We start from the raw sequence: 25,383 nt of genomic DNA on the forward strand, positions 1-25,383 counted from the left end.
CCACGTTGAGGTCTTGGGTCTCAGGCCTCGGCCGAAGCACGCAGGCGGTTCACGCGCTGGTTGTCCTTGCCCTGCACCAGCGGCGTCAGCACGACGTTGAATTCGATGTCCTTGTACGCATCGGTCTTCAGGTCGAATGCGGCGCCGCCGGTTTTCTCAACCACGTGCGGAATCAGTTCTTCACGGGTGGCGTAGGCAAAGTCGTCCCAGATCAGCGGGTCGCCTTCGATGTTGAATTGCGTCGTCAGCTTGCGGTGGCCATCGCTCGTGACGAAGAAGTGCACGTGCGCCGGCCGGTTGCCATGGCGGGCCAGTCCGTTCAGCAGTTGCTGGGTCGCACCCTCTGGCGGGCAGCCGTAGCCCACGGGCATGAGCGTGCGGAATTCGTATTTGCCGTCGGCACCGGTCCGGACCGCGCCGCGCAGGTTGAACGGGCTCTGCTCGCCGGTCGGGTCAAAGTGCGAGTAGAAGCCGTTCGAATTCGCATGCCAGCACTCGACCAAGGCGCCGGCGACCGGCTTGCCGTCCTGGCCGGTTACCGTGCCGTGAATGATCAACGGGCCTGCGGCGGGGTCCGGATCAACGTCGATGCGGGACACGCCATCGCGCACCGTTGCGCCCGCCACGTACAGCGGGCCTTCGATCGTGCGAGGCGTCCCGCCATTGAGACCAAGCGCCTCGTCGGCGGCGTCCATGCGGATGTCGAGATACTTCTCCAGGCCCACGCCGGCAGCCAGCAATGCAGCCTCTCCGTCCTGGCCAAGCTTGTTCAGATAGTTGATGCCGGCCCAGACTTCATCCGGCGTGATGTCGAGATCGTCGATGGCCTTGAACAGGTCCGCCAGCAAGCGGTGGGTGATCTGCTTCAGGCGGGCGTTACCTTCGTTGCCATCCAGGTTGGTAGCGGCCTTCAGCAGGTCCTGCACTTCTTTCGTTTGGAATACGCGCACGTTCATGATGGGTGTCTCCACGTGGTTTTCTAGGGAATGTCTCAAGCGTCGTCGCTGTGAACTGACGACGGATGACGGCACAGCGGTGTCACGGAAATCTCCATGTACGGAAACAGCGGCAGCGCCGTCAGGATGTCGTGCAGTTCAGCATTGCTCTGCACGTCGAAGACGCTGTAGTTCGCGTACTCGCCAACCAAGCGCCAGATGTGGCGCCACTTGCCGCTGCGCTGCAGATCTTGCGAGTAGGCCTTTTCGCGCGCCTTGATCTCGTTGGCGACATCGGCGGGCATGTCGGCCGGCAGGCGGACATCCATGCGGACGTGGAACAGCATCGTGGTCTCCTTGGCGGTGTCTTGGTAAGGCGGTTGTTATTGGCGGCGCAGGCGCGCCAGCTTGTCGCGATCGATCTCGATGCCCAGGCCGGGGCCGGTCGGCACCTGCAACATGAAGTCGCGGTATTGCAGCGGCTCGGTCAGCAGTTCTTGCGTGAGCAACAAGGGGCCGAACAGCTCGGTGCCGAACTGCAGCTCGCCAAAGGTGGAAAACACGTGGGCCGACGCTGCTGTGCCGACTGCCCCTTCCAGCATAGTTCCGCCGTAGAGGCTGATGCCCGCAAGCTGCGCGATGGCGGCGACCTGCATGGCCGGAACCAACCCGCCGGACTGCGCGATCTTCACGGCAAAGACGTCGGCGCTCGCGCTGCACGCCAGTTCGAAGGCATCCAGCGGACCGTGCAGTGCCTCATCGGCCATCATCGGCACGGCGAACTGGCGGGCGAGGCGCTCCAGCGCGGCGCGGTTTTCTGCGCGCACCGGTTGCTCGATCAGGTCGATGCCGCCGGCCTGCAACGCGGCGATGCCATTGGCGGCGTCGAGCTCGCTCCAGGCCTGATTGACGTCCACGCGCACGCTCACGGCATCGCCCAGCGCCCGTTTGATGGCCAGTACATGGGCCACATCGTCTGCTACCGGGCGCAAGCCGATCTTCAGCTTGAAGATGCGGTGGCGGCGCTCAGCCAGCATCGCTTCTGCCTCGGCAATGTCCTTCTTCGTGTCGCCACTGGCGAGCGTCCAGGCCACCGGCAGCGCATCGCGTAGCCGGCCGCCCAGCAGTTCTGACAGCGGCACACCAAGCCGGCGGGCCTGCGCGTCCAGCAGCGCTGTTTCCAGCGCGCACTTGGCAAAGCGGTTGCCCTGGATGGTCTTGCGCACGCGAGCCATGGCTGCCGCCACATTGCGCGCCTCCATGCCGATCAGCAGCGGCGCGATGTGCGTGTCGATGTTGACCTTGATGCTCTCGGGGCTCTCTTCGCCGTAGTTGAGGCCGCCAATAGTGGTGGCCTCGCCCCAGCCTTCGATGCCGTCTTCGCAGCACACTCGCACGAGGACGAGCGTCTGCGTGTGCATGGTGGCGACGGACAGTTTGTGCGGACGGATGGTGGGCACATCCACTAGAATTGCCTCGATCGAGCGAATCATGTTTTCCAGGTATCAGAAGAACTGCTATCAACGTGGGAACCAGATTACGCAGCGCGAATTGTCACGTCCAACACTGATTTAGTATCAGTTTCATACTCCAGAGGTATAAGAATGGAGCTACGCCACCTTCGCTACTTCGTTGCCGTCGCTGAAGAGCTGAATTTCACCCGTGCCGCTGAACGGCTGCACATCGCGCAGCCGCCGCTCTCGCGGCAGATTCAGCAGTTGGAAGAGGAAGTCGGCGTGCTGTTGTTCGAGCGCGGCAGCCGCCCGCTCAAGCTGACCGAAGCCGGCCGCTTCTTTCACGCGCACGCGCGGCAACTGCTCGCGCAGACGGCCGAACTCGCCTCGATGACACAGCGCGTCGGCCAGATCGAGCGGCGCCTGTCCATCGGCTTCGTGGCATCAACGCTGTATGGGATGCTGCCGAAGGTCATCCGGCGCTTTCGCGCGGAGTACCCGATGGTCGATCTGACCATGCACGAGATGACGACCATGGACCAGATCCAGGCGCTCAAGGACGGCCGCATCGATGTCGGGTTTGGGCGCATACGCTATGAAGATCCAAACGTGCGACGCATCCTCCTGCGCGATGAACGGCTGATCGTCGCGCTGCCGTCCGGCCATGCGCTGCTGGACGGCAGGACAACCGCATCCCTGCGCGACCTTGTCGGCGACACGCTCATCATTTACCCGCGCACACCGCGTCCGAGCTATGCCGATCAGGTGCTCGCCCTCTTCCACGATCGCGCGCTGGAACCCAGCAAGATCTACGAGGCACGGGAATTGCAAATTGCCTTGGGGTTGGTCGCCGCAGGCGAAGGGGTATCGGTGGTGCCGCGCAGTGTGGCGGGCCTGCGGCGCGAAGATGTCTGCTACATGGAACTCGACGATCCGCAATTGGTCTCGCCCATTATCTTCAGCGCGCGGCTGCTCGATGAGTCTGAAGACATCCAGGCCATGCTGGCGCTGACGTATCGGTTGTACGACGAGCAGAAAATCCCGTATTACGTGCCCTCGTAAGGCTTGCAATGGCGGCTCCCAAGTTACAAGCCGCTGGACACGACGGCCGCATGGGCTAGATTGAAGCAAGGCGCCCGTTCGCCTGCGATTGGAGCGCAAGCGAGTGAAAAGAATACGCCGCCCCATCATCATCAAATTGGTCGTCGTCGTGGCGCTGGTGCTTGCGATGGCCGCCTTGCTTGTCGCGCACGAATTCCGCACCTCCGCCTGGCAAGCCCGCTACTTCGCGCAACTGGCGAAGTCGCAAACCTTTCCCATGAAGCCCGGGCCGAACAATTCGGCCCGCTATCCAAACTCCGGCCCCTACGACCTGCGGCTCGGCTATCACGATCTCCCCACCTTTCTGGACCGCCTGCGCTCGCGCGGCTATATCGTCGCCCAGCAGGCCATGCCATCCAAGGAGATGGTCGCGCGCATGGACAGCGGCATGAATCCGCCCTATCGCGAGAAGGACCAGGCTGGCCTGGAATTGCTCGATGACGATGGCCGCCCGATCTACCGCGTGCGGCACCCCGAACGCGTGTATGACAGTTTCGCGTCGGTGCCGCCGCTGCTCGTCAACTCGCTGCTGGCGATTGAAAACCGCACGCTGCTGCAGACCGAATACCCCAAGCGCAACCCGGCCGTGGAGTGGTCGCGTCTCGCGCGCGCCGTCTGGGACCGTGCCCTTCACGCGGTCGACCCGGCGCATGAATCGCCGGGCGGTAGCACGCTCGCCACGCAAATCGAGAAGTACCGCCACTCGCCCGAAGGCCGCACCGAATCGCCCAGCGAAAAGCTGCGGCAAATGTTCTCCGCATCCGCCCGCGCTTACCTGAACGGCGAAGACACCACTGCAGCGCGCCACCAACTCGCGGTCGATTACCTGAACACCGTGCCACTGGGCGCACGCGCCGGCTTTGGCGAGATTCAGGGGATTGGCGATGCGCTGTGGGTCTGGTACGGACGCGACTTCGCCCAGGTAAATGCATTGCTCGCGGCCCAGTCGGCCGCGCCGCTCGCAGACCGTGCGCTGGCCTACAAGGAAGCGTTGAGCCTGCTGGTCTCGCAGCGGCGGCCGTCGTATTACCTTGAGAACCTGGATGAGCTGGAGACGTTGACCAACGCCTACCTGCGCGTGCTGGCCGCGTCCGGCGTGATTCCGCCCGCGCTGCGCGATGCGGCGATTGCGCAGTCGCTCAAGCAGCAGGCGCTGAACACGCGCGTGCCGCCCCCGCCGCTGGAGCATAAAGGCACGAACGCCGTACGCGTGAACCTGGCGGGCATGCTTGGCATCTCGCGCATGTATGCGCTCGACCGGCTCGACCTGACCGCAAGCAGCACGCTGGACGCGCCGTTGCAGCGCGATGTCTCATCTGAGCTGCGCAAGCTGCGCGACCCGGCCCGCGCCAAGGCCGCCGGCCTCGTCGGCGACAAGATGCTGGAGCGCGGCGACCCGGGCGGCGTGACCTACAGCTTCACGCTCTACGAACGCGCGCAGGGCGGCAACCGCGTGCTGGTGCAAGCCGATACGTTCGACAAGCCGTTCGATATCAACGAGGGCGTCAAGCTGGATCTGGGCTCAACGGCCAAGCTGCGCACGCTGGTGACGTACCTTCAGATCGTGGCCGAGTTGCAAAAGCGCTACGCCGATCAACCTGTGGCGGCGCTGCGCAAGGTCAACATTCCCGTGCAGAACCCGATCGAGCGCTGGGCTGTCGACTACCTCGCCCATACGCAAGACCGGTCGCTCGCGGCGATGCTCGATGCATCGATGGAGCGCAAATACTCCGGCAACGCCGGCGAGTGGTTTGCCACCGGCGGCGGCATGCAGAGTTTCGAAAACTTCGAGAAATGGGAGGGCACCCAGAACTTCACGGTGCGCGAGGGGCTCAAGCACTCCGTCAACCTCGTCTTCGTCCGGATCATGCGCGACATCTCGCGCTACTTTCAGCACCAGTTGCCCAATGCGGGCGCCGAGGCGTTGACCAACCCCGATTCCCCACAGCGACAGGTCTACCTGCAACGCTTTGCCGACCGCGAAGGCAAGCTCTTCATGGGCCGCTTCTATACCAAGTACAAAGGCAAGACCGACCGGGAGCGTGAAGCCATCCTGGTGCAAAGCACGCGCGCCACGCCGGTGCGGCTGGCTACCATCTACCGCAGCATCGACCCGGAGGCCGGACCAGGAAAACTCGCTGCATTCATCCGCAGCTACCTGCCAGGCGCGAAGCTCGATGAGGCCGAACTCACCAACCTGTATGAGAAGTATTCCGTCCAACGCTTCGACCTGGCCGACCGCGGCTACATTGCCCGGCTGCATCCGCTGGAGCTGTGGCTGGTGGCGTATCTGCGGACCCATCCTCAAGCCACGCTCACGCAGGTGAACGAGGCAAGCGCAGATGAGCGCCTGTCCGTCTATAAATGGCTGCTGCAATCGCACCGCAAGGCCGCGCAAGACAAGCGCATCAAGCAGATGCTGGAGATCGAGGCGTTCCAGCAGATTCACGCGATGTGGAAGCGGCTGGGGTATCCGTTTGAATCGCTGGTGCCGTCATACGGAACCGCCATCGGCGCATCGGCAGATCGCCCGGCTTCGCTGGCAGAGCTGATGGGCATTCTCGAAAACGACGGCATCCGCCTGCCCAGCGTACGCATCGACCGGCTGCGCTTCGCCGCCGACACGCCTTACGAAGTCATGCTCTGCCGCGACCCCAACGCCGGAGAACGCGTGCTGCCGCCCGAGATTCCACCCTTGGTCAAATCCGCGCTGGCCGGCGTCGTCGAAGGCGGCACCGCCAAGCGTATCTCCGGCACGTTCATCGACAAGAACGGCAAACCCATCGCCATCGGCGGCAAGACCGGTACCGGCGACAACCGCTTCAAAACCTTCAGCCGCGGCGGCGGCCTTATCTCCGAGCGGGTCGTCAGCCGCTCCGGCGCGTTCGTCTTCTATCTGGGAGACCGCTACTTCGGCACCGTCGTCGCCTACGTAGCCGGCGCAGACGCGGCCAAGTACAAATTCACCAGCGCCCTGACGGTGCAAGTGCTCAAGGTCCTGGCGCCCACGCTGATGAACCACCTGGACCTGCAAGACGAGGCGCCAGCCTTCAACTGCAAAATGCCGCAGGCCACGGCGCCGGAACAGAAGCTGGATTGAGCAAAGTCGGCACAACCGACGGCGACAACGCAGGCCGCCAGACGGTGTGGCCGTACCCTGCCCTAGATGGCGCCTTGAATTTCTGTTGCAGGGAGGAAAAAGGAAGGAGGCTTGTCTGAGCGCAGCGAGTTTGCCTCCCTTCCCTCCCCGCGACAGAAATCCAAAGAGGAAGTCGCCGCATCGGGCGCGCCTTTCTTTGCTTACCTTTCTTTGGCAAGACAAAGAAAGTAAGTCGGCCCCGCCAGGGGACGAAACACCCGGCCCACAGCACCCTCACCGCAACGACCGCTGCAACCAGATCGCCCCCGCGCAAACCAACGCCACCACCGCGCCCCAGGCGAACAAATCCCCCACCGCCAGCAACGTCGCCTGCCGATCAATCTCCAACGAGAGCCGCATCAACTCCGACCCCTGCAACGGATGCGGCCACTGCCAGGCCGGCGTCAGCGCGCTGACGTGCCCCACCAGATCGGTGCGATGCTGCGCCTGTCCGCGCTGCAGCAACAATGTTGCCCCCATCGTCCCAAAGGCCTGCGCCCAAGCCCGCATGATTCCCTTGAACTGGTAGGCATGGCCGAAATCCTTGGCCGGCAAATCCACGTAGGTCAGCCCCGCTACCTGGATCACCACAAAGACCCCCACCATGCCTTCGATCATGAAGCCCGGCACCACCGCCGCCACCGAGGCGCCTGGCATGGCCACATGCGACATCCACAGCAGAGCTGTCGCCATCAGCACAAAGCCGATGGAGATCAGCACGCGCTTGGTCGGCAACACGTTCGTCAATTGAAAGTTCAGGATGCCGAGCACCACCGTCACCAGCCCGCCCAGGCTCATCAACTGCGCGGTGGTCTCGTAGCGAAAGCCCAGACCGTTCTGCAGCAGGCTCGACGAAAGAAAGCCCCAGGCGCTCGCAAACATGTAATAGATGGCGTAGAACACCATGCCCATCATGAAGCGCCGCTGCAGCGTGGCCCGCAAGTCCACCCACGGCAATGGGTGGGCCGTCTGGCGAATGCCGACCCAGATGATGAGTGCCACCACCGCAATGATCGGCACCACCTGGGCAGGCGAACCATCAGGATGAATGAAGCGGGCCTGCTGAAAGCCGTGCAGCGCAATCAGCGCCGCCAGCCCAAATGCGATGGCTGAGGGCCAATCGAGCGAGGCGAAATCGCCCTGGCGCTCGTGCATCTTCGGATGCGGATAAAACGCCGCCACCAGCCCGCATACCACCACGGCCACCAGCAACTGCGCGACGAAGATGGCGCGCCAGCCGAATTGCTCCGTCAGCGCCGCCGACAGCATCGGCGACACGCAGCTCAGCCCGAAGATGCCGTAGATCATGCCCTTCATCATCGTGCGGCGTTCGTGCGCGGGGCTGTGCTGCACGAAGATGCGCGACGTGGACAGCATCGGGCCGCCGCCAAACCCCTGCACCGCCCGCCCGACGATCAGCATCGTTCCGCCCTCGGCCGCCGCGCACATCAGCGTGCCGACAATAAACACCAGCAGCGACAGTAGCGTGTGCCTGCGGTAGGTCATGTGGTCGGCCAGCCGGCCCATCACCAGAATCGACAGACTTGCCGCTGCTGCATACGCCGTCACGGCCCAGAGATAGACATCCTGGGACGCCAGCACCCCGCCTTCGATATGCGGTCCGGCAATTGAGAACATCAGGTTGGACATGTAGTCCACGCCCGTCGCCAAGCCGATCACCATGCCTACCATGCGCAATTCCATCCGGCTGCCGACGGTCGATTCGGCAACCGGGTTGCGCACTGCGGGCGGCGGAGAAACCGTGTGGTCTGTGCTTGGCGTGTTCATGCAGGGATGGTAATTTGCCTCGAAACCGGCGGAAATCGCCTGCCAACAAATTCATTGTTCAATGATGCGAACGACGGACTGGAACGACTGGGACACTTTTTGCACCGTGGCCACGCTCGGCAGCTTTACGCGCGCGGCGGAGCGGCTGGGGTTGCCCAAATCGTCGGTCAGCACGGCGGTGTCGCGGCTGGAAGGCAAGATGGGCGCACGCCTTTTCGAGCGCAGTACGCGCCGCCTGCGCCTGACCGATGCCGGCGAAGCCCTGCTGCGCGACGCAGGCCCATTGTTCCAGCGGCTGCGCGAAGTTTCGGAAGACGCCGCAGCGACGTTCCAGTCGCCCGCCGGCACGTTGCGCATTGCCATGCCGTACGAATTTGCCGCCAAGCAGCTCGCCGAGGTGGTGCTGGAAGTCATGCGCGAGCACACTGGCTTACGCATCGAAGTGGACGTGGCACCACGCCAGATCGACCCGCTCGCCCAGGGCTACGACATCATGCTGACCGTGCCGCGCGGGCCGCTGCCCGATTCCGGCCTCGTCGCGCAGCGCGTCTTCGATTTGCGGCGCGCCGTGGTCGTCGCCCCGCAACTGCTGGAGCGCCTCGGGCCGCTCACCCACCCGGACCAACTCGCCGACTGGCCCTGCCTCGGTACCTCGAACGAAACCGAATGGCAATTCCGCACGCCTGGCGGCGAGACGATCAACCTGCCGCTCGACTTCCGCATGCGCACCTCCAATAGCGAACTGCGCATGCAGGCGGCCATTGCTGGCCTGGGTGTCGCCCGCATCACCTCCGTGTTTGCCACCGACCTGATGGCTTCGGGCGCGCTGCAGGAGGTGCTGACGGGATTCCAATCTCCGCCCATGCGCGTGTACGCCGTCTTCCCGGGCCGCCGCCTGATGCCAGCCAAGGTCAAGGTCTTCATGGACGCCCTTCACCGCCGTATAGAGCATTCCCGCCAACACACCGACATGCGGCCCACGTTCGTAGACGAAGCCGCCGCGTCCTGGCCGCCCGAGTCGCTGCTCTGACTGTTCAATCCTCCCTTGATCTCCGCAAAACCATGCGCCCGTTCACCAAACTCCCCATCTTGATTGTCGCGCTCGCTCTGACCACCGTTGGCTGCTCCCGCGCCGAAGACATCGGCAGCGTCAGCACCAATTTCCGTATTACGGGCTCCGACAAGATCGTCATCGAAGCCTTTGATGACCCGCTCGTTCAGGGCGTGACCTGTTATGTCTCGAGGGCGCGCACCGGCGGCATCAAGGGCTCGCTGGGCGTGGCCGAAGACGTGAGCGAAGCCGCCGTGGCCTGCCGCCAGGTCGGCGAGATCAGCTTCGTCAAGCCGCTGCCGCAGCAGGACGACATGTTCACGCAGCGCCTGTCGCTCGTCTTCAAGACGCTGCACGTGGTGCGCACGGTGGACCGCAAGCGCAATGTGCTGGTCTATCTGACGTATTCGGACAAGGTCATATCGGGCAGCCCGAAGAACAGCGTGACGGCGGTGCCGATTCCCGCCAGCCAGCCGATTCCAGTCAAGTAAGCGATGGCAGCACCACATTGGTGCGAGGCAACGCAAGCGTGGTGGCCGAGCAACGGTAGACAGCGCAGAAAGGGTGCATACGTAAGCCTACGTATGGTGCATTGCATCATCTGGTGTATAGTCAGGGTATTCCCTAACCGGGATTTCCCTAAGAGGCCAATCATGCAAAACACGAACGACCTGAAGCTGACCGATCAACTCGAACGCGAACTGATCGAGCGCGAAATGTCCGAAGGTATCTACTTCTATCGCCGTCCGAGCGGCCAATCGTTCTCGTTCGCCCAGTTCTTCTCGGCAATCGCGAACCTGTTCGGCACGCACCGCACTGCCAAGGCCTAACCCGCCGCGCTATTGTTGATGGGCGTGTGCCCGAGTTAGCTGTATGCAGTACCCGCAGTCTCAGTAGCACCGTGCGCCGGCCGTGTGTCATCACACCCGCCGCCACACCCGCCAGGTCATGACCGCCTGGTGCCAATCGAGGGCCGGTTTCCGGCCCTTTGTCATTTCTGCGGCATTTGTCTGGGTTGTTGCATGCCACAGCATCGCCCTGTCTCCCCCGACCGGCTCACCGCGCCGCAGTTGTCTTCTCGTTCGCCTGTGCTTTACTGAGTAGAGCCGCGACCACCCATATCGAGACCACGCGTGCATCTTCCCAGCCACGAAGACGCACAGCATGGCACCCGGCGCCCATCCCCCAAGGAGACTCCCATGGCGATCAGCCTCAAGCTGTCGGTCAACGGTGCGCCTGTCACCGTCAGTGTCGAACCCCATACCCTGCTAGTTCAATTGTTGCGCGAGCACCTTCGCCTGACCGGCACGCACGTCGGCTGCGATACGGCGCAATGCGGTGCCTGCACCGTGCATATGAACGGGCGGGCGGTGAAGTCCTGCAACATCCTGGCCGTGCAGGCCGACGGCGCCGAGGTGACAACCATTGAAGGCCTGTCGAAAGATGGTGCGCTGCACCCGATGCAGGAAGCCTTTCGCCAATGCCATGGCCTGCAATGCGGCTTCTGTACCCCGGGCATGGTGATGGCGGCCACGGCGCTGGTTGCGCAACACCCGCATCCCGACGAGCACACGGTGCGCGAGCAGCTCGACGGCAACCTGTGCCGCTGCACGGGTTATCACAACATCGTGCGCGCCGTCATGCACGGAGCCGAAGCCATGGCCGAAGCCCAGGGCGACGATGCCTCGCTGCAAAGCCTGGCCGCGGCGCGGGCCCACGCCGCCTGACCCCAGCGAGGAGACCACCATGAACGCTCCCGCAGAACCCAACAACCACCTGATTGGCGCGTCCGTCAAGCGCAAGGAAGACTTCCGCTTCCTGACGGGCGCCGGGCAATACACGGACGACGTCGTGCAGGCGCACCAGTCCTACGCGGTGTTCCTGCGCTCGCCGTATGCGCATGCCCGTATCAAGCACATCAACACGGATGCCGCACGCAACCATCCGGGCGTGCTGGCCGTGCTGACGGGCGACGACCTGGCTGCCGACAAGGTCAATGGCCTGCCGTGCGGCTGGCTCATCCACAGCATTGACGGCACACCGATGAAGGAGCCGCCCCACCCCGTGCTCGCGCAAGGCAAGGTGCGCCATGTGGGCGACCAGGTTGCGCTGGTGGTGGCGGAATCGGTGAAGATCGCCAAGGACGCCGTCGAGATGATCGACGTCGAATACGACGAACTGCCCGCCGTGGTGGACACCGCCACCGCAGATACTGCCGGCACCGCTGTCCACGACGACGTACCGAACAACACCTGCTACACCTGGGGCCACGGCGACAAGGCCGCCACTGACGCGGCGTTTGCCAAGGCCGCGCACGTGACGCACCTCGATATCGTCAACAATCGGCTGATCCCGAATGCGATTGAGCCACGCGCCGTCAACGCCAGCTATTCGCGCCAGGACGACAGCTACACGCTCTACGTCGCCAACCAGAACCCGCACGTGGAACGCCTGTTGATGTCGGCGTTCGTGCTGGGCCTGACCGAAGCCAAGGTGCGCGTGATTGCGCCGGATGTGGGCGGCGGGTTCGGCTCGAAGATCTTCCTGTACCCGGAAGACGTGGCGCTCACGTGGGCATCGAAAAAAGTTGGCCGGCCGATCAAGTGGACGGCCGAGCGCTCCGAATCCTTCCTGACCGACGCGCATGGCCGCGACCACGTCACGCATGCCGAACTGGCGCTCGATGCGCAGGGCAATTTCCTCGCCATGCGCGTGCATACGACGGCCAACATGGGCGCGTATCTGTCGACGTTTGCCAGCAGCGTGCCGACCATCCTGTATGCGACGTTGCTGGCCGGCCAGTACAAAACGCCGGCCATCTATGCCGAAGTGAAAGCGGTGTTCACGAACACCGCGCCCGTCGATGCGTATCGCGGTGCCGGCCGGCCGGAAGCAACGTATGTGGTGGAGCGCCTCGTGGAAACGGCCGCGCGCGAACTGCAGGTCGACCCGGCGGAACTGCGCCGCCGCAACTTCATCCGCACGTTCCCGTATGCCACGCCGGTGGGGCTGACGTACGACACGGGCGACTACGAGCCGTGCCTCGACCGCGCCATCGAACTGGCCGACGTGAAGGGTTTTGCCGCCCGACGCGACGCTTCGCGCGCCAAGGGCCGGCTGCGCGGCTTGGGCTATTCCTGCTACATCGAAGCGTGCGGACTGGCGCCGTCGAACATCGCTGGGGCACTGGGCGCGCGGGCTGGCCTGTTTGAGGCCGGCGAAATTCGCGTCCATCCGACAGGCTCCGTCACGGTCTTCACCGGCTCGCACAGCCACGGCCAGGGCCATGAGACGACGTTCGCGCAAGTGGTGGCCGATCGTCTGGGCGTGCCCATCGACAACATCGAGATCGTGCACGGCGACACCGGGCGCATCCCGTTTGGCATGGGCACATACGGCTCGCGCTCGATTGCCGTGGGCGGCTCGGCCATCATGAAGGCACTCGACAAGATCGAGGCCAAGGCCAAGAAGATCGCCGCGCATTTGCTGGAGGCGTCGGCGGAGGACATCGAGTTCAAGGACGGCGTCTTCCGCGTGGCCGGCACGGACCGCACCAAGACCTTTGGCGAAGTCGCGCTTACGGCGTACGTACCGCACAACTATCCGCTCGACAAGCTCGAACCTGGGCTGGACGAAAACGCCTTCTACGATCCGACCAACTTCACCTACCCCGCCGGCGCGTACATCTGCGAAGTGGAAGTCGATCCCGACACTGGCGAGGTGCACATCGACCGCTTCGTGGCGGTGGATGACTTCGGCAACATCATCAACCCGATGATCGTCGAGGGCCAGGTGCACGGCGGGCTTGGCCAGGGCATCGGCCAGGCGCTGCTCGAGGCGTGCGTGTACGACGAAAATGGCCAGCTGCTGACGGGCTCGTACATGGACTACGCCATGCCGCGCGCCAACGACCTGCCCAGCTTCACGGTGGAAACCGCCAAGGGCACGCCGTGCACGCACAACCCGCTGGGCGTCAAAGGCTGTGGCGAGGCCGGCGCGATCGGCTCGCCGCCGGCCCTGATCAACGCCATCGTCGACGCGCTTGCGCCGTTGGGCGTGAAGGACATCCAGATGCCAGCGACACCGCATCGGGTCTGGCAAACCATTCAAGCGGCCAAGGCCTAGGCAAGGAGCGAACCATGTACGACTTCGAGTACCAGAAAGCCACCGACGCCCAGACCGCCGTCACCGCACTGAAAACGCACACCGACGCCAAATACCTCGGCGGCGGCCAGAGCCTGCTGGCAGCGATGAAACTGCGGTTGGCACAGCCCTCAACGCTGGTGGATGTCACGCGCATTCCGGGCATGTCGGGCATTCGCACACAGCCCGGCGTGATTACGGTGGGCGCGGCCACACGCCATGCCGATGTGGCAGACAGCGCGGAGATCGCCCGCATGCTGCCCGCGCTGGGCGAACTGGCCGGCGGCATCGGTGACAGGCAGGTGCGCGCCATGGGCACGCTCGGCGGGTCGCTTGCCAACAACGACCCGGCGGCGTGCTACCCGGCCGCCGTGCTCGGGCTGAACGCCACCGTCGTCACCGAACGGCGCAACATCGCGGCGGACGATTTCTTCCTCGGCATGTATGAGACCGCGCTGGCTGCGGATGAACTCATCACCGAGGTGCAGTTTCCCGTGCCGGACCAGGCGGCCTACGTGAAATTCCGCAATCCGGCGTCGCGCTTTGCGCTGGTGGGCGTGTTCATCAGCCGCAAGGGCAACAACGTGCGTGTGGCGGTGACGGGCGCGGCGCCGTCCGTGTTCCGTTGCACGCCCCTGGAGCAGGCGCTGGCAGCCAGCTTTACATCGGAAGCCGCACGCAAGGTGGTGGTGCCCGCCGACGATCTGGTGGGCGATCTGCATGCCTCGCCGGAATACCGGGCGCACCTCATTCCGGTATTGACGGCGCGCGCGGTCGAACAGGCATTGGCGCACCACCATTGAGCGCACGCCCAAGGAACGGCATGCCAGTCGATTCCATCGACGACTGCATCGCGCAACTGCAAGGTCAGGGCTATTTCGCCAGCCGCGAGCTGGCCACGGCCCTGTTCCTCGCGTTGCGCATGCAGCGGCCGCTGTTTCTGGAAGGCGAGCCCGGCGTCGGCAAGACCGAGCTGGCGAAGGCGGCGGCTGGCCTGCTCGGCACGTCGCTGCTGCGGCTGCAATGTTACGAGGGGCTCGACACCGCCAGCGCGCTCTACGAATGGGACTATCCGCGTCAGATCATGGCGCTGCGCCTGGCCGAAGCGGCCGGCGAAAAACCCCGCGCCGACACCCTCTACCGCGACGAATTCCTCCTCAAGCGCCCGCTGCTGCAGGCGCTGCTGCCCGACCCGCTCCATCCCGACACACCGCGCGTTCTTTTGATCGATGAGATCGACCGCGCGGACGAACCGTTCGAAGCGTTTTTGCTGGAGCTGCTGTCCGACTTCCAGGTGTCGATTCCCGAATTCGGCACGGTGCGCGCGCAGGTGATTCCGCTCGTCATCATGACGTCCAACCGCACGCGCGAGGTGCACGACGCGCTCAAGCGGCGCTGCCTGTATCAATGGATTGGCTACCCCGACAAGGCACGGGAGCTGCAGATCGTGGCGCAGCGCGCGCCCGAGACGGCTGCCCGCCTGCAGCAGCGCGCGGTCGATTTTGTGCACCGTCTGCGCGGCATCGACCTGTTCAAGGCCCCGGGCATTGCCGAAGCCATCGACTGGTGCCGTGCATTGGCGGCGCTGAACGTGACGGAGCTTGATCCCCAGTCCGTGCAAGACACGCTGGGCGTACTGCTCAAGTACCAGGACGACCTAGCCCGCGTCGATATGCCGACCATCGAGCAACTGCTGGCGGCGCCCGCGCTGCCGGAGTAAGGCATGCAAGCGACCGAACCAACGCAGTGTCCGATGCTGGCGCGCAACGTGACGCATTTCGTGCGGCTGCTGCGCAACGCCGGCATGCCGCTTGCGCCCTCGCGCGCGGTGGACGCCATCGAAGCCCTGAGCCACATCGACATCGGCCGCCGCGACGACGTAAAAGCCGCGCTGTCCGCCCTGCTCGTCTCGCACCCCGACGAGCGCACGCTGTTCGACGCGGCCTTCAACGTGTTCTGGCGGGATCCGGATTGGGAAGGCAAGCTGCGCGCCCTGCTGCTGCCCAAGGTGCGTGGCGGCATTCCGGCGGCACGCAGCAACCGCCTGGCCGATGCCTTGCGCGCGCAGCCGTCGACCCGCCTGCCGCCTGGCCCCAAGCCCGACGGCGAACGCCATGACGTCGTGGCGCCGCTGGCGTTTTCCGCCAACGAGGCCTTGCGCACGCGTGACTTCGACACGCTCAACGCCGCCGAATGGCGCACGCTGCAACACATGATCCGCCGCCGGCGCGTGCATCTCGCCCAGGAGCGGACACGCCGGCTGAAGGCCGCCTCGCGCGGACGCCATCCGGACCTGCGCGCCACCGCCCGCCAGGCTGTGCGCGCCGGCGGCGAGTGGACCGGCTGGAAATACCGCCAGCCCGTCGACCGGACACCGCCGCTGGTGCTGCTGCTCGACATCTCCGGCTCGATGAGCCGCTATTCGCGCGCCGTGCTGTATTACTGCCACGCGCTGGTGCAGTCGCGCGAGCGTATCCAGGCCTTCCTCTTTGGCACGCGGCTGACGAATGTCTCCCGGCAGTTGCGCGAGCGTGATCCGGATGTCGCCGTGCAGGCCATCGCCCAGCTTGTTCCGGATTGGTCGGGCGGCACGCGCATCGGTGCAGCGCTAGCGGAGTTCAACCGCCAATGGGCGCGCCGCACGCTGTCCGGCCGTGCCACCGTCCTCCTTGTGACGGATGGGCTCGACCACGAACACATCGACGTGCTCGACACCGAAATGGCGCGTCTGGCTCGCTTCGCCCATCGCATCGTCTGGCTCAACCCGCTATTGCGCTTTGCCGGTTTTGAGCCGCGGGCACGTGGCGTGCGGGCCATCCTGCCGCATGTCGACGTGATGGTGCCGGCCCACCATTTCGACAGCCTCGCTGCGCTGGAGCACGAACTGGCGCATGCCCGCCGCACGCGTCCCCCGCGCCCGCCCACCCCTGCCCCACTGACCGCCCCATGGAACTGACCCAGACCCATCTCCTGCCCGTACCCCTGCAGACCGCCTGGGATGCGCTGAATGACCCGGCGGTGCTGCAACGCTGCATTCCCGGCTGCGAGAGCATCACCGCCGCCGAGGGCGGTGCCAACCCCGCCTACGATGTCGCCATGACCGCCGCCGTCGGGCCCGTCAAGGCGCGTTTCAAGGGGCGCATGGAACTGGCCGACGTGGCGCCGCCGCGCAGCTACACGCTGCATTTCGACGGCCAGGGCGGCGCGGCCGGCTTCGGCAAGGGCAGCGCCCAGGTGCAGCTCACGCCCGAAGGCCCTACGGTCACGCGGCTCTCTTACACCGCAACGGCGCAGGTGGGCGGCAAGCTTGCGCAGATCGGCTCACGCCTTGTGGACGGCGCCGCGCGCAAACTGGCCGACGAGTTCTTCCAGCGCTTTGCCGCAGAATTCGGCCCCGCAGAGACGGCTGGCGTCGACGGACATGCCGTGCCGGTCGACGGCATGCCGGCCACACAGGCGATTCCCGATTTGGCCGCGGGCCAACTGCAGGCCCACGGTGCACCGCCAGGCCACGCACCCAACGTCAGCCCCGCGCTGCAACCGCGCAATCCATGGCCGTGGATCATCGTGGCGCTGGTGGCCGTGGCGGCCGCCTACCTGTTTTTGCACCACGGGGCATAATCGGTCCATTCCCCCGCAACACATCACTCAAGCGCGCGAAAGCGCAGCCAACGCATCATGGACAGCGTCGATCTTGAAGTCTTGAAAACCAGCGTTCGCTGGCTAGAACAAGGGCGGCGCGTGCTGCTCGTCACGGTAGTCAAAACGTGGGGTTCGTCGCCGCGGCCCGAAGGCGCGATGCTCGCGCTGCGCGATGACGGTGTCGTCATCGGCTCGGTCTCGGGCGGCTGCATTGAAGACGACCTCATCGACCGCGTGCGCCGCGAAGGCCTGCATTACACCAAGCCCGAAGCCGTCAAATACGGCATCAGCGCTGAAGAAGCGCATCGCTTTGGGCTGCCTTGCGGTGGCACGCTGCAACTCGTGCTGGAGCCGCTGAACGCTTCCAGCGGAATCGACGCCCTGCTGCGCGCCGTGGAAGCCGGTCAGCTCGTCGCCCGCACGCTCGACATGGCGACCGGCGCCGCAACCCTGCAGCACGCCACCGTCACTGACGGCCTGCAGTTCGACGAAGCGCGCCTCGTGACGATTCACGGGCCGCGCTACCGGATGCTCGTCATCGGTGCGGGACAGCTTTCGCGCTACCTGTGCCAGATCGCCGTGGGCCTGGATTACCAGATCACCGTCTGCGACCCGCGCGAGGAATACAGCGAAGAGTGGTCAATTCCCGGCGTGGCCATGGTCCGCACCATGCCCGACGACACAGTGATGGCCATGAAGCTCGACGAGCGCTGCGCCGTCATCGCCCTCACCCACGACCCCAAGCTCGATGACCTCGCGCTCATGGAAGCGCTCAAGACGCCAGCGTTCTACGTGGGCGCACTCGGCAGCCGCCGCAACAACGCCAACCGGCGCGAGCGCCTCAAGGAATTCGATCTGAGCGATGCCGAGCTGGCGCGCCTGCATGGGCCGGTCGGCATTTACATCGGCAGCCGAACGCCGCCGGAGATCGCCATCTCGATCCTGGCCGAGGTGACGGCCGCCAAGAACGGTGTGTCGCTGCCGACCATCCTGCAAGTCGAAGGCGCCAAGGCTGCGCGCGAGATTGCCGCCAACGCCGCTTCGAGCTGCGCTGTGCCGCAGAGTTGAGTCAACCCTCTGATCGAATGGGATGCCGAAAGGCGTCTGAAAGGTTACATTCTTATAAATCGCCGATTGTGCGCAGGTTTTGGCCGCAGCGCATCATGCGAACCCCGCGGCCCGCGAACCTTGGTTCGTGTGCGCGGCTTCATTTGGCACGGCTTGCCTGTCCCCTGCCCCGAGCGCGCTGCCAATACACCGCGCCTCGCCGGTGGGGCGGCAGTCGTGTTGTTTGCAAACGGGACGGTCGCCCGTTTTGCCACCCAGGAAATTCAAGTTTTTTCGCATGAGTATTTTGCTGACCGGTGCCACCGGTTTCGTGGGCGGTGCGATTACCGCCAATCTGGCAGCCAAAGGCTTGCTGGCCGACACACGCTTTGCCGTGCGCGGCGACACGCCTGCTGAAGGGGTGGCGCGGCTGCGCAGCAACCTGCGGCGTTTTGAATTCGCACAGGGCACGCTGGACGGCATTACGGAATCGCAAATCGTCCCGTTCGACCTGCGCGATGCCGGAGCCGCCAAGCTGGGCAATCCGGAAATCATCATCAACTGCGCGGCGCTGGCAACGTTTTCGAACCATCCGTCGCTGTGGGAAACCAACGTGGACGGCGTGCTGGCGCTCGGCCGGCTGGCGGCGCAAGGCTCACGCCTGAAGCGCTTCCTGCAGATTGGCACAGCCATGTCATGCGGCCAGCTGGCCGATCGCCATGTCAGCGAGAGCTGGGATGTCCCCCCGCTCGCGCAACACGCGGTGCCATACACGTATTCAAAGGGGATGGCCGAGCTGAAACTGCGCGAAGCGGTGCCCGAGCTGCCCCTGGTGGTGGTGCGGCCGTCCATCGTGGTGGGCCACAGCACGCTGGGTTGCGAGCCGTCAGGCAGCATCTTCTGGATGTTGCGCATGGTGGCGCTGCTCGAGACGTTCAGCTGCCGCCTGTCCGACCGCGTCGACATCCTGCCCGTGGACGATTGCGCCGAGGCCATCGTGCAGTTGTCGACCAAGCCCAGGCTGGCGCAAGACCTGTATCACGTCAGTGCCGGCGACGCGAACTCCGAGCGCATCGAAACGCTGTACCCGCGCTTCAAGCGTTGCAAGACGCCGGAAGAAGACGCACAAGCGCTGGCCGGCTACGTGTATCAGGAAAAAATTGCCGAGAAAGCATTGGCGCGTAAATTCCTGAGCCTGACGGGGGACGGCAACGTGCGACTGGTCGCGCGCTGCATTCACCTGTATGCCAAGTTCGCCAGCATGAGCTACGTGTTCGACAACACGCGGCTGGTGCAGGAGACCGGCTTCCAGCCGCGCTCCCTGCTCGCTTACCTCGACCGCTGCCTCGAGACATCGGACGCCGTGCCGATCCCAGAGCAAATGCAGTGGGACTATAAGTAGCCGTCCGGCCTCCCCGGCCCGCACGGCGTGTCATGGCGCCGTGCTATAACCATCGGCGCCCTTCACCAAGACTCCGGTCACCACAACAAGGAGCCGCCGATGACGCTGCAAGCCCTCGTCCACCTCAATGTCGCCACGCTGGTGGATTCGTTCATCAGCCTTGCCTCGGCCTTTGCGCTGGGCTCACTCATCGGCTTTGAACGGCAGGTGAGGCAGCGGACTGCGGGGCTGCGCACCAACGCGCTGGTGGCCGTGGCCGCATCGGCGTTTGTCGACATGGCCGCGCAGATCGGCACCGCATCGGACACGACCCGCGTGATTGCCTATGTGGTGTCGGGCGTCGGCTTTCTGGGTGCCGGTACCATCATGAAGGAAGGGCTGAACGTGCGCGGGCTGAACACCGCCGCCACGCTCTGGGGCTCCGCCGCCGTGGGTGCGGCGACCGGCTCCGATCTCATTGGGCAGGCCATTCTCATTACGCTGTTCGTGCTGGCCTCGAACATCCTGCTGCGGCCGGTGGTGGACCGCATCAACCGCACGCCGTTGGACAATCAGGCGAGCGAAGTCACGTACACGATGTGCGTCATCTCGACCAGCGAACGCCAGAAGGAGGCGCTGGCCGACCTGGAACGCCTGCTGGAAGAGGCCAGCTATCCAATCAGCGATCTATCGGTCGAACCCTTTGGCGACGACCATGTGGAAATTGAAGCCATGCTGATGTCGACTGCCGTAAACGCGGCCGAGCTGGACCGCATCGTCGCGTCGCTGCAATCGCAGCCGCACGTGGCGCAGGCATTCTGGAACCCGAGTACGACCGAATAAGCGGTCAACCCAACGCGCCGGTCAAAGCTCCTGGCTCGCCGCCAGCGCGAAGATCTTCGCCCAGCGTTTCGCTTCCCGGCGATTGCGCATCGGGATCGGCCAGTCTGCCTGCGTCTGATGTTTCAGGCGCAGCGCCAGCGTCCAGGCGCCTTCGCGTTCGACCGAGTCAGCGCCGGCAATATCGGCGAAGAGAAAGCGGGCGTCCTGCCCGTGCAACTGCAGCGTCCCCCGCTTCTGTTCGGCATCGACCGCGACCTGCCCCCAGCTTGCACTGAGCGACACAATTCGCTGGCCTTCCACGTTCACGCCATGAACGGCGCGGTAACGCCGGATGAAAGTAACGACTGCGCCGGCCAGCAGCGCCACAGCGAGCAGCACCGCCGCGCCGCCCGCCACCGCGCCGTATGCCGCGGCAACGCCCGCATACAGCCGGAGCGCGCCGTAGATCTGCAGACCAACCAACGCGAGCGCGGCAATGATGAACGGCATGAGGCGACTCCTTGAATGGACCCGTCGGTTATATCAACCGAAATGGCGTTCAAGGCAAGTCTTCGGTATGCCCCGTGCGTCGACGGGGCCAATATCAAGCGAGGCGGAATGCGGCGATCGCGGCGTTCAGGGCCTGGGCCTGTTCTTCCAGCGATTCAGCCGCGGCTGCGGCCTGCTCCACCAGTGCAGCGTTCTGCTGCGTGGCTTCGTCCATCAGCGTGACAGCCTTGTTGACCTGTTCGATGCCCGAGCTTTGCTCGTTCGATGCGGCAGCGATTTCACCCATGATGTCGGTCACGCGGCGGATGGACGACACGATGTCTTCCATCGTGCTGCCCGCGCGTTCGGCCAGCGCGCTGCCGGTCTCGACCTTGGACAGCGACGCCTCGATCATTTCCTTGATTTCCTTGGCGGCCGCTGCGCTGCGCTGCGCGAGGTTGCGCACCTCACCGGCCACCACGGCAAAGCCGCGACCTTGCTCGCCGGCACGGGCGGCTTCCACCGCGGCGTTGAGCGCCAGGATGTTGGTCTGGAACGCAATGCCGTCAATCACGCCAATGATTTCCGACACTGTGCGCGACGACGCGCTGATCTCGCGCATGGTCGCCACCACATCGGTCACCACCGCGCCGCCCTGGCTGGCGACTTCCGATGCGCTGTCGGCCAACTGGCTGGCCTGGCGCGCGTTGTCGGCGTTCTGGCGCACGATGGAGGTCATCTCTTCCATGCTGGAAGCGGTTTCCTCCAGCGAGCTGGCCTGCTCTTCCGTGCGTTGCGACAAGTCTGCATTGCCGGCGGCAATCTGCTTGGTGGCGGCTCCGATCGACTCGGAGCCCGTGCGCACCCGGCGCACGGTATCGGTCAGTGCGGTCTGCATGCGGGCCAGGCCTTCGAGCAGGCGGCCCATTTCGTCATGACGGTCGATGCGCACACGCTCGGTCAGGTCACCGGCAGCAATGCGGTCGAACTGCGCCAGCGCGGCGTTCAGCGGCCCCACGATCGCGTACAGCAGCGACCAAGCACACCACAGCGCTACCACGAGCGCGATGACGATGGCGGCCACCACGATCAGCCGGAAGCGCGCATAAGCATCGCGCGATGCGTCGTAGTTGGCCTTGGAGAATGCGAGTTGCTTCTTGCTCAGGGCCAGGCTCGAATCATTGGCATCACGGAAGGCCTTTGACACTTCCTTATCCATGATCTTGTCCGCCGTGGCGCGATCACCCGCGCGCAGCGCCTTGATAATGTCGCGCAAGCTGGTGGAGGCAGCTTCGCGCTTGGTCGCAACGTCCTTGGCCAGGCGTTCCTCTTCGTCGTCGCGCGGCAAGGCCAGGTATTTCTTCCAGGCGCCATCCGCCTCGGCAATCAGCTCTTCGGTGCGGTCGAGCAGCTTCATCGCGCCCTTGTCTTCCGGATACAGCATCGCCTTGTCGAGCGCGGTGCGGGCACGCGTCAGGCTCAGATCGGATTCGCCCAGCGCCAGTGCGGACGGAAACTGGTTGGTAAAGGTCTGCTCATGCGCGCGGTTGGCGTCACGCAGGCCGAGCAGGCCAGCCACGCCGATCAGCAAGGCCAGCAGGAAGAGAAGAGAAACCGAAAGCACCAGGCGGGTGCGGATGGTCAGGCGAGCGGACATGGGCGCGGCGAAAGTGGCGTGCACGGCTCTTCACGCGGCGCGACCATCGCGCCAGGCGGCCGGCTACCTGATCACTATCGGCTGCGTAACCCGTCAACTTAAGGGCGACGGGGCAAACGCGCCTCCTTCGCCCTGCCCGTCGTCGGGCAACCGCGTTACTGATAGTCGAGCCGCAGCGAGACAGCGCCCTTTACCGAGCCGGGAGTGACCGCAGCTTCGGTCTGGACATACGAGGCCTGCATCGGGATCGCATATGAGCCGCCGGTGGTCTTGCTGTAATCGTCCACCTTGATCGACGTGCCGAATTGGGCGGCAACGCCGTCACGGTCGGCAAGGCGTATCTTTACGCCTTTGACGGTGGAGTCGGCAGAGAGCGGCAGCACGCCCGGTGAATCCGCCACGCCGCCCATGGGCTCGAGCGTGTATCCCACCCGGTTGTATCCCTTCGGACAACTGTTGATCTTGATCTGGAAGTCGCTCACCCCGGCCACTGAACCGACACCGGTCAGCTTCCGAACGATGGTTGGCGGCAAGTCTACCGTCTGACTTGGCACGGAACACGTTCCTTCAATTCTGGTGAGCGTGGAATCGCCCAGGCTGAAGTAGTGAATGTTTTGAGTATTGCTCGTCATTGTTTTCGTGAAAAACCATGAGTGAACCAAGCGTTTTGCTGTGCTACTGCTGATTTCCACGTATGGATCTTTGACCAACTGCACTTCAACCGGCGTGGAAAATATAACTGGAGCATCTTTCCATTGATCCACAAGTATCTGAGGTTTTCCATTCACGATGACCTGCATGGCCAAGCCGGTTAGCCGTGTTGAAACTGTCGTGTTAGGCGGGGAAACATCGGCGGCTCCTTTGGTAATCAGTTTGAAATGGTACAGCCTGCATTGAGCCTCACCACAGAGTTGCGTAGGCGTATAAATGCGCCGTGCGACAACCGTTCCGGGTGCCAGACTGCCTGGCAGTGCATACGAGCCGGAAAAGGCGACATACTCATAGGCCGCCACGTCGTGCGGCACCATGGCCAAACCCAACACGACGAACGCCGTGGCTTTCACCATTTGCGTGCAGCGCTGAATCAATCCTTTAACAATCATCGATCTCCAAAGCCTCATTTCAGTTTTTTTCCACTGGGTTTTCGGCGCAAATACGCGCTGCGCAATCAAAATGCGCTGGTCTTTGCTACGCGCTGCCGGGTGAAATTCTCAGTGTTGAGAAATGTCACGGATATAGGAGCGCTCCTAAAAACCGAAAAATCCACCCAGGCGCGGGCGGATTTGAAGAGCGGAAGATGAGCACCGGCAGGCCACGTGCGCGTGCAACGTGCACGCCGTGCGGGAGATGCGGTCTGGGAGGAAAGCTGGAAAAAGGGGCGGCGGTGTCACTCCACGAACGACACCGAAAAGCGTGCGGGCAGGATGCCGACACACAATGCCGGACCAAGCCGCATGCGAATGTGCAGCGGCTGGCCATCAGTGAAATGGCACTGAAACGCCGAGCTACATCATGGATAGGGAAAAGGCGACAAGCCTGAACCTGCCGCCGTCACATCACCCGTCGTACGAATACGCGCGCCGATGCCGCACCGCCTCGGCGAGTATGTCGAGCACGGGCTCAGTCTGCGTCCAGCTCAGGCACGCATCGGTGATCGACACGCCGTACTTGAGCGGCACCCCCGGTTTCAGGTCTTGGCGGCCCGCTTCGAGATTGCTTTCGACCATCACGCCGACGATCCTACGCTCGCCCTGCGAGAGTTGCCGCGCCAGATCTTGCGCAACCTCGATCTGACGTTCATGCGACTTGTTTGAGTTTGCGTGCGAGCAGTCCACCATGACCTGTTCGCGCAATTTTGCCGCGCGCAGCGCCGCGCAGGCCGCCTCGATGTGCTCGCTGTCGTAGTTCGGCCCACCCTTGCCGCCGCGCAGGATCACGTGCGCGTCGTCGTTGCCGCGTGTCTCGAAAATCGCGGCCATGCCCATCTTCGTCATCCCCATGAACGCATGGCTGGCGCGCGCCGCGATGATCGCGTCCGACGCGACCTGCACGCCACCGTCCGTGCCGTTCTTGAAACCGATGGGGCAGCTCAGACCCGAGGCCAGCTGTCGATGGCTCTGGCTTTCTGTCGTGCGCGCACCGATCGCGCCCCATGCGATGAGGTCCGCGATGTATTGGGGGCTCAGCAGGTCAAGGAATTCCGTCGCGGCGGGCAGCCCGAGCCCGTTGACGTCGAGCAGCAGTTGCCGCGCAGCGCGCAGCCCTTCATTGATGCGGAAGCTCCCGTCCAGGCGCGGGTCGTTGATGTAACCCTTCCAACCGACCGTCGTGCGCGGCTTCTCGAAGTAGACGCGCATCACGATCAGCAGGTCGTCCTTCAGTGCATCGGCCGCAGCCTTGAGGCGGCGCGCGTAATCGAGCGCCTGATCGTGATCGTGGATCGAGCACGGGCCGACGATCAGCAGCAACCGATCGTCGCGGCCGTGCAGGATGTTGCTGATGGCACGGCGGGTGTCTTCAACGAGCGTCTGCGTATCGGCCGGCACGGGCAGCTCGTCCAGCAGCAGCGCCGGAGAAATCAGCGGACGCACCGCGCCGATGCGCGTGTCGTCGATACGCGTCGTGTCTTGCGTGGCGTCGGCAATGCCCACCTCGCGATCATGCGATGGGTTGTCGAGGTTATTCATTGCGATCTCACAGGGGTTTCAAATGGGACTCACGCACCTGCCGTCAA

22 protein-coding genes are annotated in these 25,383 nt (G+C 64.3%); 14 read left to right on the forward strand and 8 right to left on the reverse strand.

The genetic code is table 11. The annotated features are described in order from the left end of the window. Positions 1–20: 20 nt before the first annotated feature. Genes catA through ACUXH0_RS13500 form a run of 3 tightly spaced genes read right to left on the reverse strand, consistent with a single transcriptional unit; the run spans position 21 to position 2,428 of the window. Positions 21–956, reverse strand: coding sequence for a catechol 1,2-dioxygenase (gene catA / locus ACUXH0_RS13490; protein WP_004626834.1), 936 nt, complete (start codon positions 954–956; stop codon positions 21–23). 35 nt (positions 957–991) lie between these two features. Beyond that, positions 992–1,282, reverse strand: coding sequence for a muconolactone Delta-isomerase (gene catC / locus ACUXH0_RS13495; protein WP_004626833.1), 291 nt, complete (start codon positions 1,280–1,282; stop codon positions 992–994). 36 nt (positions 1,283–1,318) lie between these two features. Then, the gene (locus ACUXH0_RS13500) at positions 1,319–2,428 is read right to left on the reverse strand and encodes a muconate/chloromuconate family cycloisomerase (protein ID WP_004626829.1); all 1,110 of its coding nucleotides are present in this window, start codon (positions 2,426–2,428) and stop codon (positions 1,319–1,321) included. 111 nt (positions 2,429–2,539) lie between these two features. On the opposite strand from ACUXH0_RS13500, the gene ACUXH0_RS13505 reads away from it, so the two are divergent. Next, positions 2,540–3,451 carry a LysR family transcriptional regulator gene (locus ACUXH0_RS13505; protein ID WP_012435506.1) on the forward strand — a complete coding sequence of 304 codons (912 nt, stop codon included), beginning with the start codon at positions 2,540–2,542 and terminating at the stop codon, positions 3,449–3,451. A gap of 103 nt (positions 3,452–3,554) precedes the next feature. Beyond that, complete coding sequence (locus tag ACUXH0_RS13510; RefSeq protein ID WP_310735967.1) at positions 3,555–6,590, forward strand: transglycosylase domain-containing protein; 3,036 nt, start codon at positions 3,555–3,557, stop codon at positions 6,588–6,590. Between the two features lie 273 nt (positions 6,591–6,863). On the opposite strand, the gene ACUXH0_RS13515 is transcribed toward ACUXH0_RS13510, so the two are convergent. Further along, a complete protein-coding gene (locus ACUXH0_RS13515; RefSeq protein WP_004626822.1) occupies positions 6,864–8,417 on the reverse strand; it encodes an MFS transporter in 1,554 nt (517 codons plus the stop codon). Between the two features lie 64 nt (positions 8,418–8,481). Here ACUXH0_RS13515 and ACUXH0_RS13520 point away from each other — a divergent pair, with 64 nt between their 5' ends. From ACUXH0_RS13520 to ACUXH0_RS13575, 12 genes are all read left to right on the forward strand, one after another. Next, positions 8,482–9,447, forward strand: a complete 966-nt coding sequence (locus tag ACUXH0_RS13520; RefSeq protein ID WP_024541686.1) for a LysR family transcriptional regulator — start codon at positions 8,482–8,484, stop codon at positions 9,445–9,447. 32 nt (positions 9,448–9,479) lie between these two features. Continuing rightward, positions 9,480–9,959, forward strand: a complete 480-nt coding sequence (locus tag ACUXH0_RS13525) for a CreA family protein (RefSeq protein ID WP_004626818.1) — start codon at positions 9,480–9,482, stop codon at positions 9,957–9,959. Positions 9,960–10,121: 162 nt separating this feature from the next. Continuing rightward, entirely contained in the window at positions 10,122–10,298 is a 177-nt protein-coding gene (locus ACUXH0_RS13530) for a hypothetical protein (RefSeq protein WP_004626815.1), read from the forward strand. A gap of 369 nt (positions 10,299–10,667) precedes the next feature. Then, positions 10,668–11,195, forward strand: coding sequence for a (2Fe-2S)-binding protein (locus tag ACUXH0_RS13535; protein ID WP_004626813.1), 528 nt, complete (start codon positions 10,668–10,670; stop codon positions 11,193–11,195). Positions 11,196–11,214: 19 nt separating this feature from the next. Beyond that, on the forward strand, positions 11,215–13,593 hold the full coding sequence (locus ACUXH0_RS13540; protein ID WP_004626811.1) for a xanthine dehydrogenase family protein molybdopterin-binding subunit: 2,379 nt from the start codon (positions 11,215–11,217) through the stop codon (positions 13,591–13,593). Positions 13,594–13,607: 14 nt separating this feature from the next. After that, the gene (locus ACUXH0_RS13545; protein ID WP_012435502.1) at positions 13,608–14,414 is read left to right on the forward strand and encodes an FAD binding domain-containing protein; all 807 of its coding nucleotides are present in this window, start codon (positions 13,608–13,610) and stop codon (positions 14,412–14,414) included. Between the two features lie 20 nt (positions 14,415–14,434). Beyond that, entirely contained in the window at positions 14,435–15,331 is an 897-nt protein-coding gene (locus tag ACUXH0_RS13550; RefSeq protein ID WP_012435501.1) for an AAA family ATPase, read from the forward strand. 3 nt (positions 15,332–15,334) lie between these two features. Beyond that, the gene (locus tag ACUXH0_RS13555) at positions 15,335–16,567 is read left to right on the forward strand and encodes a vWA domain-containing protein (protein ID WP_012435500.1); all 1,233 of its coding nucleotides are present in this window, start codon (positions 15,335–15,337) and stop codon (positions 16,565–16,567) included. Next, positions 16,558–17,232, forward strand: coding sequence for a CoxG family protein (locus tag ACUXH0_RS13560; RefSeq protein ID WP_012435499.1), 675 nt, complete (start codon positions 16,558–16,560; stop codon positions 17,230–17,232). The genes ACUXH0_RS13555 and ACUXH0_RS13560 overlap by 10 nt, the downstream gene beginning before the upstream one ends. 57 nt (positions 17,233–17,289) lie before the next feature. After that, a complete protein-coding gene (locus tag ACUXH0_RS13565) occupies positions 17,290–18,321 on the forward strand; it encodes an XdhC family protein (protein ID WP_004626801.1) in 1,032 nt (343 codons plus the stop codon). Between the two features lie 277 nt (positions 18,322–18,598). After that, positions 18,599–19,702 (forward strand): SDR family oxidoreductase, encoded by a 1,104-nt coding sequence (locus ACUXH0_RS13570; protein WP_182594149.1) that lies wholly within the window; start codon positions 18,599–18,601, stop codon positions 19,700–19,702. A 99-nt stretch (positions 19,703–19,801) separates the two neighbouring features. Then, positions 19,802–20,524, forward strand: a complete 723-nt coding sequence (locus ACUXH0_RS13575) for an MgtC/SapB family protein (protein ID WP_004626797.1) — start codon at positions 19,802–19,804, stop codon at positions 20,522–20,524. 21 nt (positions 20,525–20,545) lie between these two features. On the opposite strand, the gene ACUXH0_RS13580 is transcribed toward ACUXH0_RS13575, so the two are convergent. The 4 genes from ACUXH0_RS13580 to ACUXH0_RS13595 form a co-directional block, all read right to left on the reverse strand. Further along, complete coding sequence (locus ACUXH0_RS13580; protein WP_182594148.1) at positions 20,546–21,013, reverse strand: hypothetical protein; 468 nt, start codon at positions 21,011–21,013, stop codon at positions 20,546–20,548. A 94-nt stretch (positions 21,014–21,107) separates the two neighbouring features. Beyond that, complete coding sequence (locus tag ACUXH0_RS13585) at positions 21,108–22,649, reverse strand: methyl-accepting chemotaxis protein (RefSeq protein WP_182594147.1); 1,542 nt, start codon at positions 22,647–22,649, stop codon at positions 21,108–21,110. 155 nt (positions 22,650–22,804) lie between these two features. Continuing rightward, complete coding sequence (locus ACUXH0_RS13590; RefSeq protein WP_182594146.1) at positions 22,805–23,752, reverse strand: fimbrial protein; 948 nt, start codon at positions 23,750–23,752, stop codon at positions 22,805–22,807. A gap of 453 nt (positions 23,753–24,205) precedes the next feature. Then, complete coding sequence (locus tag ACUXH0_RS13595) at positions 24,206–25,336, reverse strand: 3-deoxy-7-phosphoheptulonate synthase (protein WP_220485445.1); 1,131 nt, start codon at positions 25,334–25,336, stop codon at positions 24,206–24,208. Positions 25,337–25,383 lie beyond the last annotated feature (47 nt).

It is taken from the genome of Ralstonia sp. 110700041-2 (assembly GCF_056280165.1).

Excerpts from the sequence above, each read along its gene's own strand:
- catA (WP_004626834.1), bottom strand. The coding sequence starts at position 956 with ATGAACGTGCGCGTATTCCAAACGAAAGAAGTGCAGGACCTGCTGAAG.
- catC (WP_004626833.1), bottom strand. The coding sequence starts at position 1,282 with ATGCTGTTCCACGTCCGCATGGATGTCCGCCTGCCGGCCGACATGCCC.
- ACUXH0_RS13500 (WP_004626829.1), bottom strand. The coding sequence starts at position 2,428 with ATGATTCGCTCGATCGAGGCAATTCTAGTGGATGTGCCCACCATCCGT.
- ACUXH0_RS13505 (WP_012435506.1), top strand. The coding sequence starts at position 2,540 with ATGGAGCTACGCCACCTTCGCTACTTCGTTGCCGTCGCTGAAGAGCTG.
- ACUXH0_RS13515 (WP_004626822.1), bottom strand. The coding sequence starts at position 8,417 with ATGAACACGCCAAGCACAGACCACACGGTTTCTCCGCCGCCCGCAGTG.
- ACUXH0_RS13520 (WP_024541686.1), top strand. The coding sequence starts at position 8,482 with ATGCGAACGACGGACTGGAACGACTGGGACACTTTTTGCACCGTGGCC.
- ACUXH0_RS13525 (WP_004626818.1), top strand. The coding sequence starts at position 9,480 with ATGCGCCCGTTCACCAAACTCCCCATCTTGATTGTCGCGCTCGCTCTG.
- ACUXH0_RS13530 (WP_004626815.1), top strand. The coding sequence starts at position 10,122 with ATGCAAAACACGAACGACCTGAAGCTGACCGATCAACTCGAACGCGAA.
- ACUXH0_RS13535 (WP_004626813.1), top strand. The coding sequence starts at position 10,668 with ATGGCGATCAGCCTCAAGCTGTCGGTCAACGGTGCGCCTGTCACCGTC.
- ACUXH0_RS13540 (WP_004626811.1), top strand. The coding sequence starts at position 11,215 with ATGAACGCTCCCGCAGAACCCAACAACCACCTGATTGGCGCGTCCGTC.
- ACUXH0_RS13545 (WP_012435502.1), top strand. The coding sequence starts at position 13,608 with ATGTACGACTTCGAGTACCAGAAAGCCACCGACGCCCAGACCGCCGTC.
- ACUXH0_RS13550 (WP_012435501.1), top strand. The coding sequence starts at position 14,435 with ATGCCAGTCGATTCCATCGACGACTGCATCGCGCAACTGCAAGGTCAG.
- ACUXH0_RS13555 (WP_012435500.1), top strand. The coding sequence starts at position 15,335 with ATGCAAGCGACCGAACCAACGCAGTGTCCGATGCTGGCGCGCAACGTG.
- ACUXH0_RS13560 (WP_012435499.1), top strand. The coding sequence starts at position 16,558 with ATGGAACTGACCCAGACCCATCTCCTGCCCGTACCCCTGCAGACCGCC.
- ACUXH0_RS13565 (WP_004626801.1), top strand. The coding sequence starts at position 17,290 with ATGGACAGCGTCGATCTTGAAGTCTTGAAAACCAGCGTTCGCTGGCTA.
- ACUXH0_RS13570 (WP_182594149.1), top strand. The coding sequence starts at position 18,599 with ATGAGTATTTTGCTGACCGGTGCCACCGGTTTCGTGGGCGGTGCGATT.
- ACUXH0_RS13575 (WP_004626797.1), top strand. The coding sequence starts at position 19,802 with ATGACGCTGCAAGCCCTCGTCCACCTCAATGTCGCCACGCTGGTGGAT.
- ACUXH0_RS13580 (WP_182594148.1), bottom strand. The coding sequence starts at position 21,013 with ATGCCGTTCATCATTGCCGCGCTCGCGTTGGTTGGTCTGCAGATCTAC.
- ACUXH0_RS13585 (WP_182594147.1), bottom strand. The coding sequence starts at position 22,649 with ATGTCCGCTCGCCTGACCATCCGCACCCGCCTGGTGCTTTCGGTTTCT.
- ACUXH0_RS13590 (WP_182594146.1), bottom strand. The coding sequence starts at position 23,752 with ATGATTGTTAAAGGATTGATTCAGCGCTGCACGCAAATGGTGAAAGCC.
- ACUXH0_RS13595 (WP_220485445.1), bottom strand. The coding sequence starts at position 25,336 with ATGAATAACCTCGACAACCCATCGCATGATCGCGAGGTGGGCATTGCC.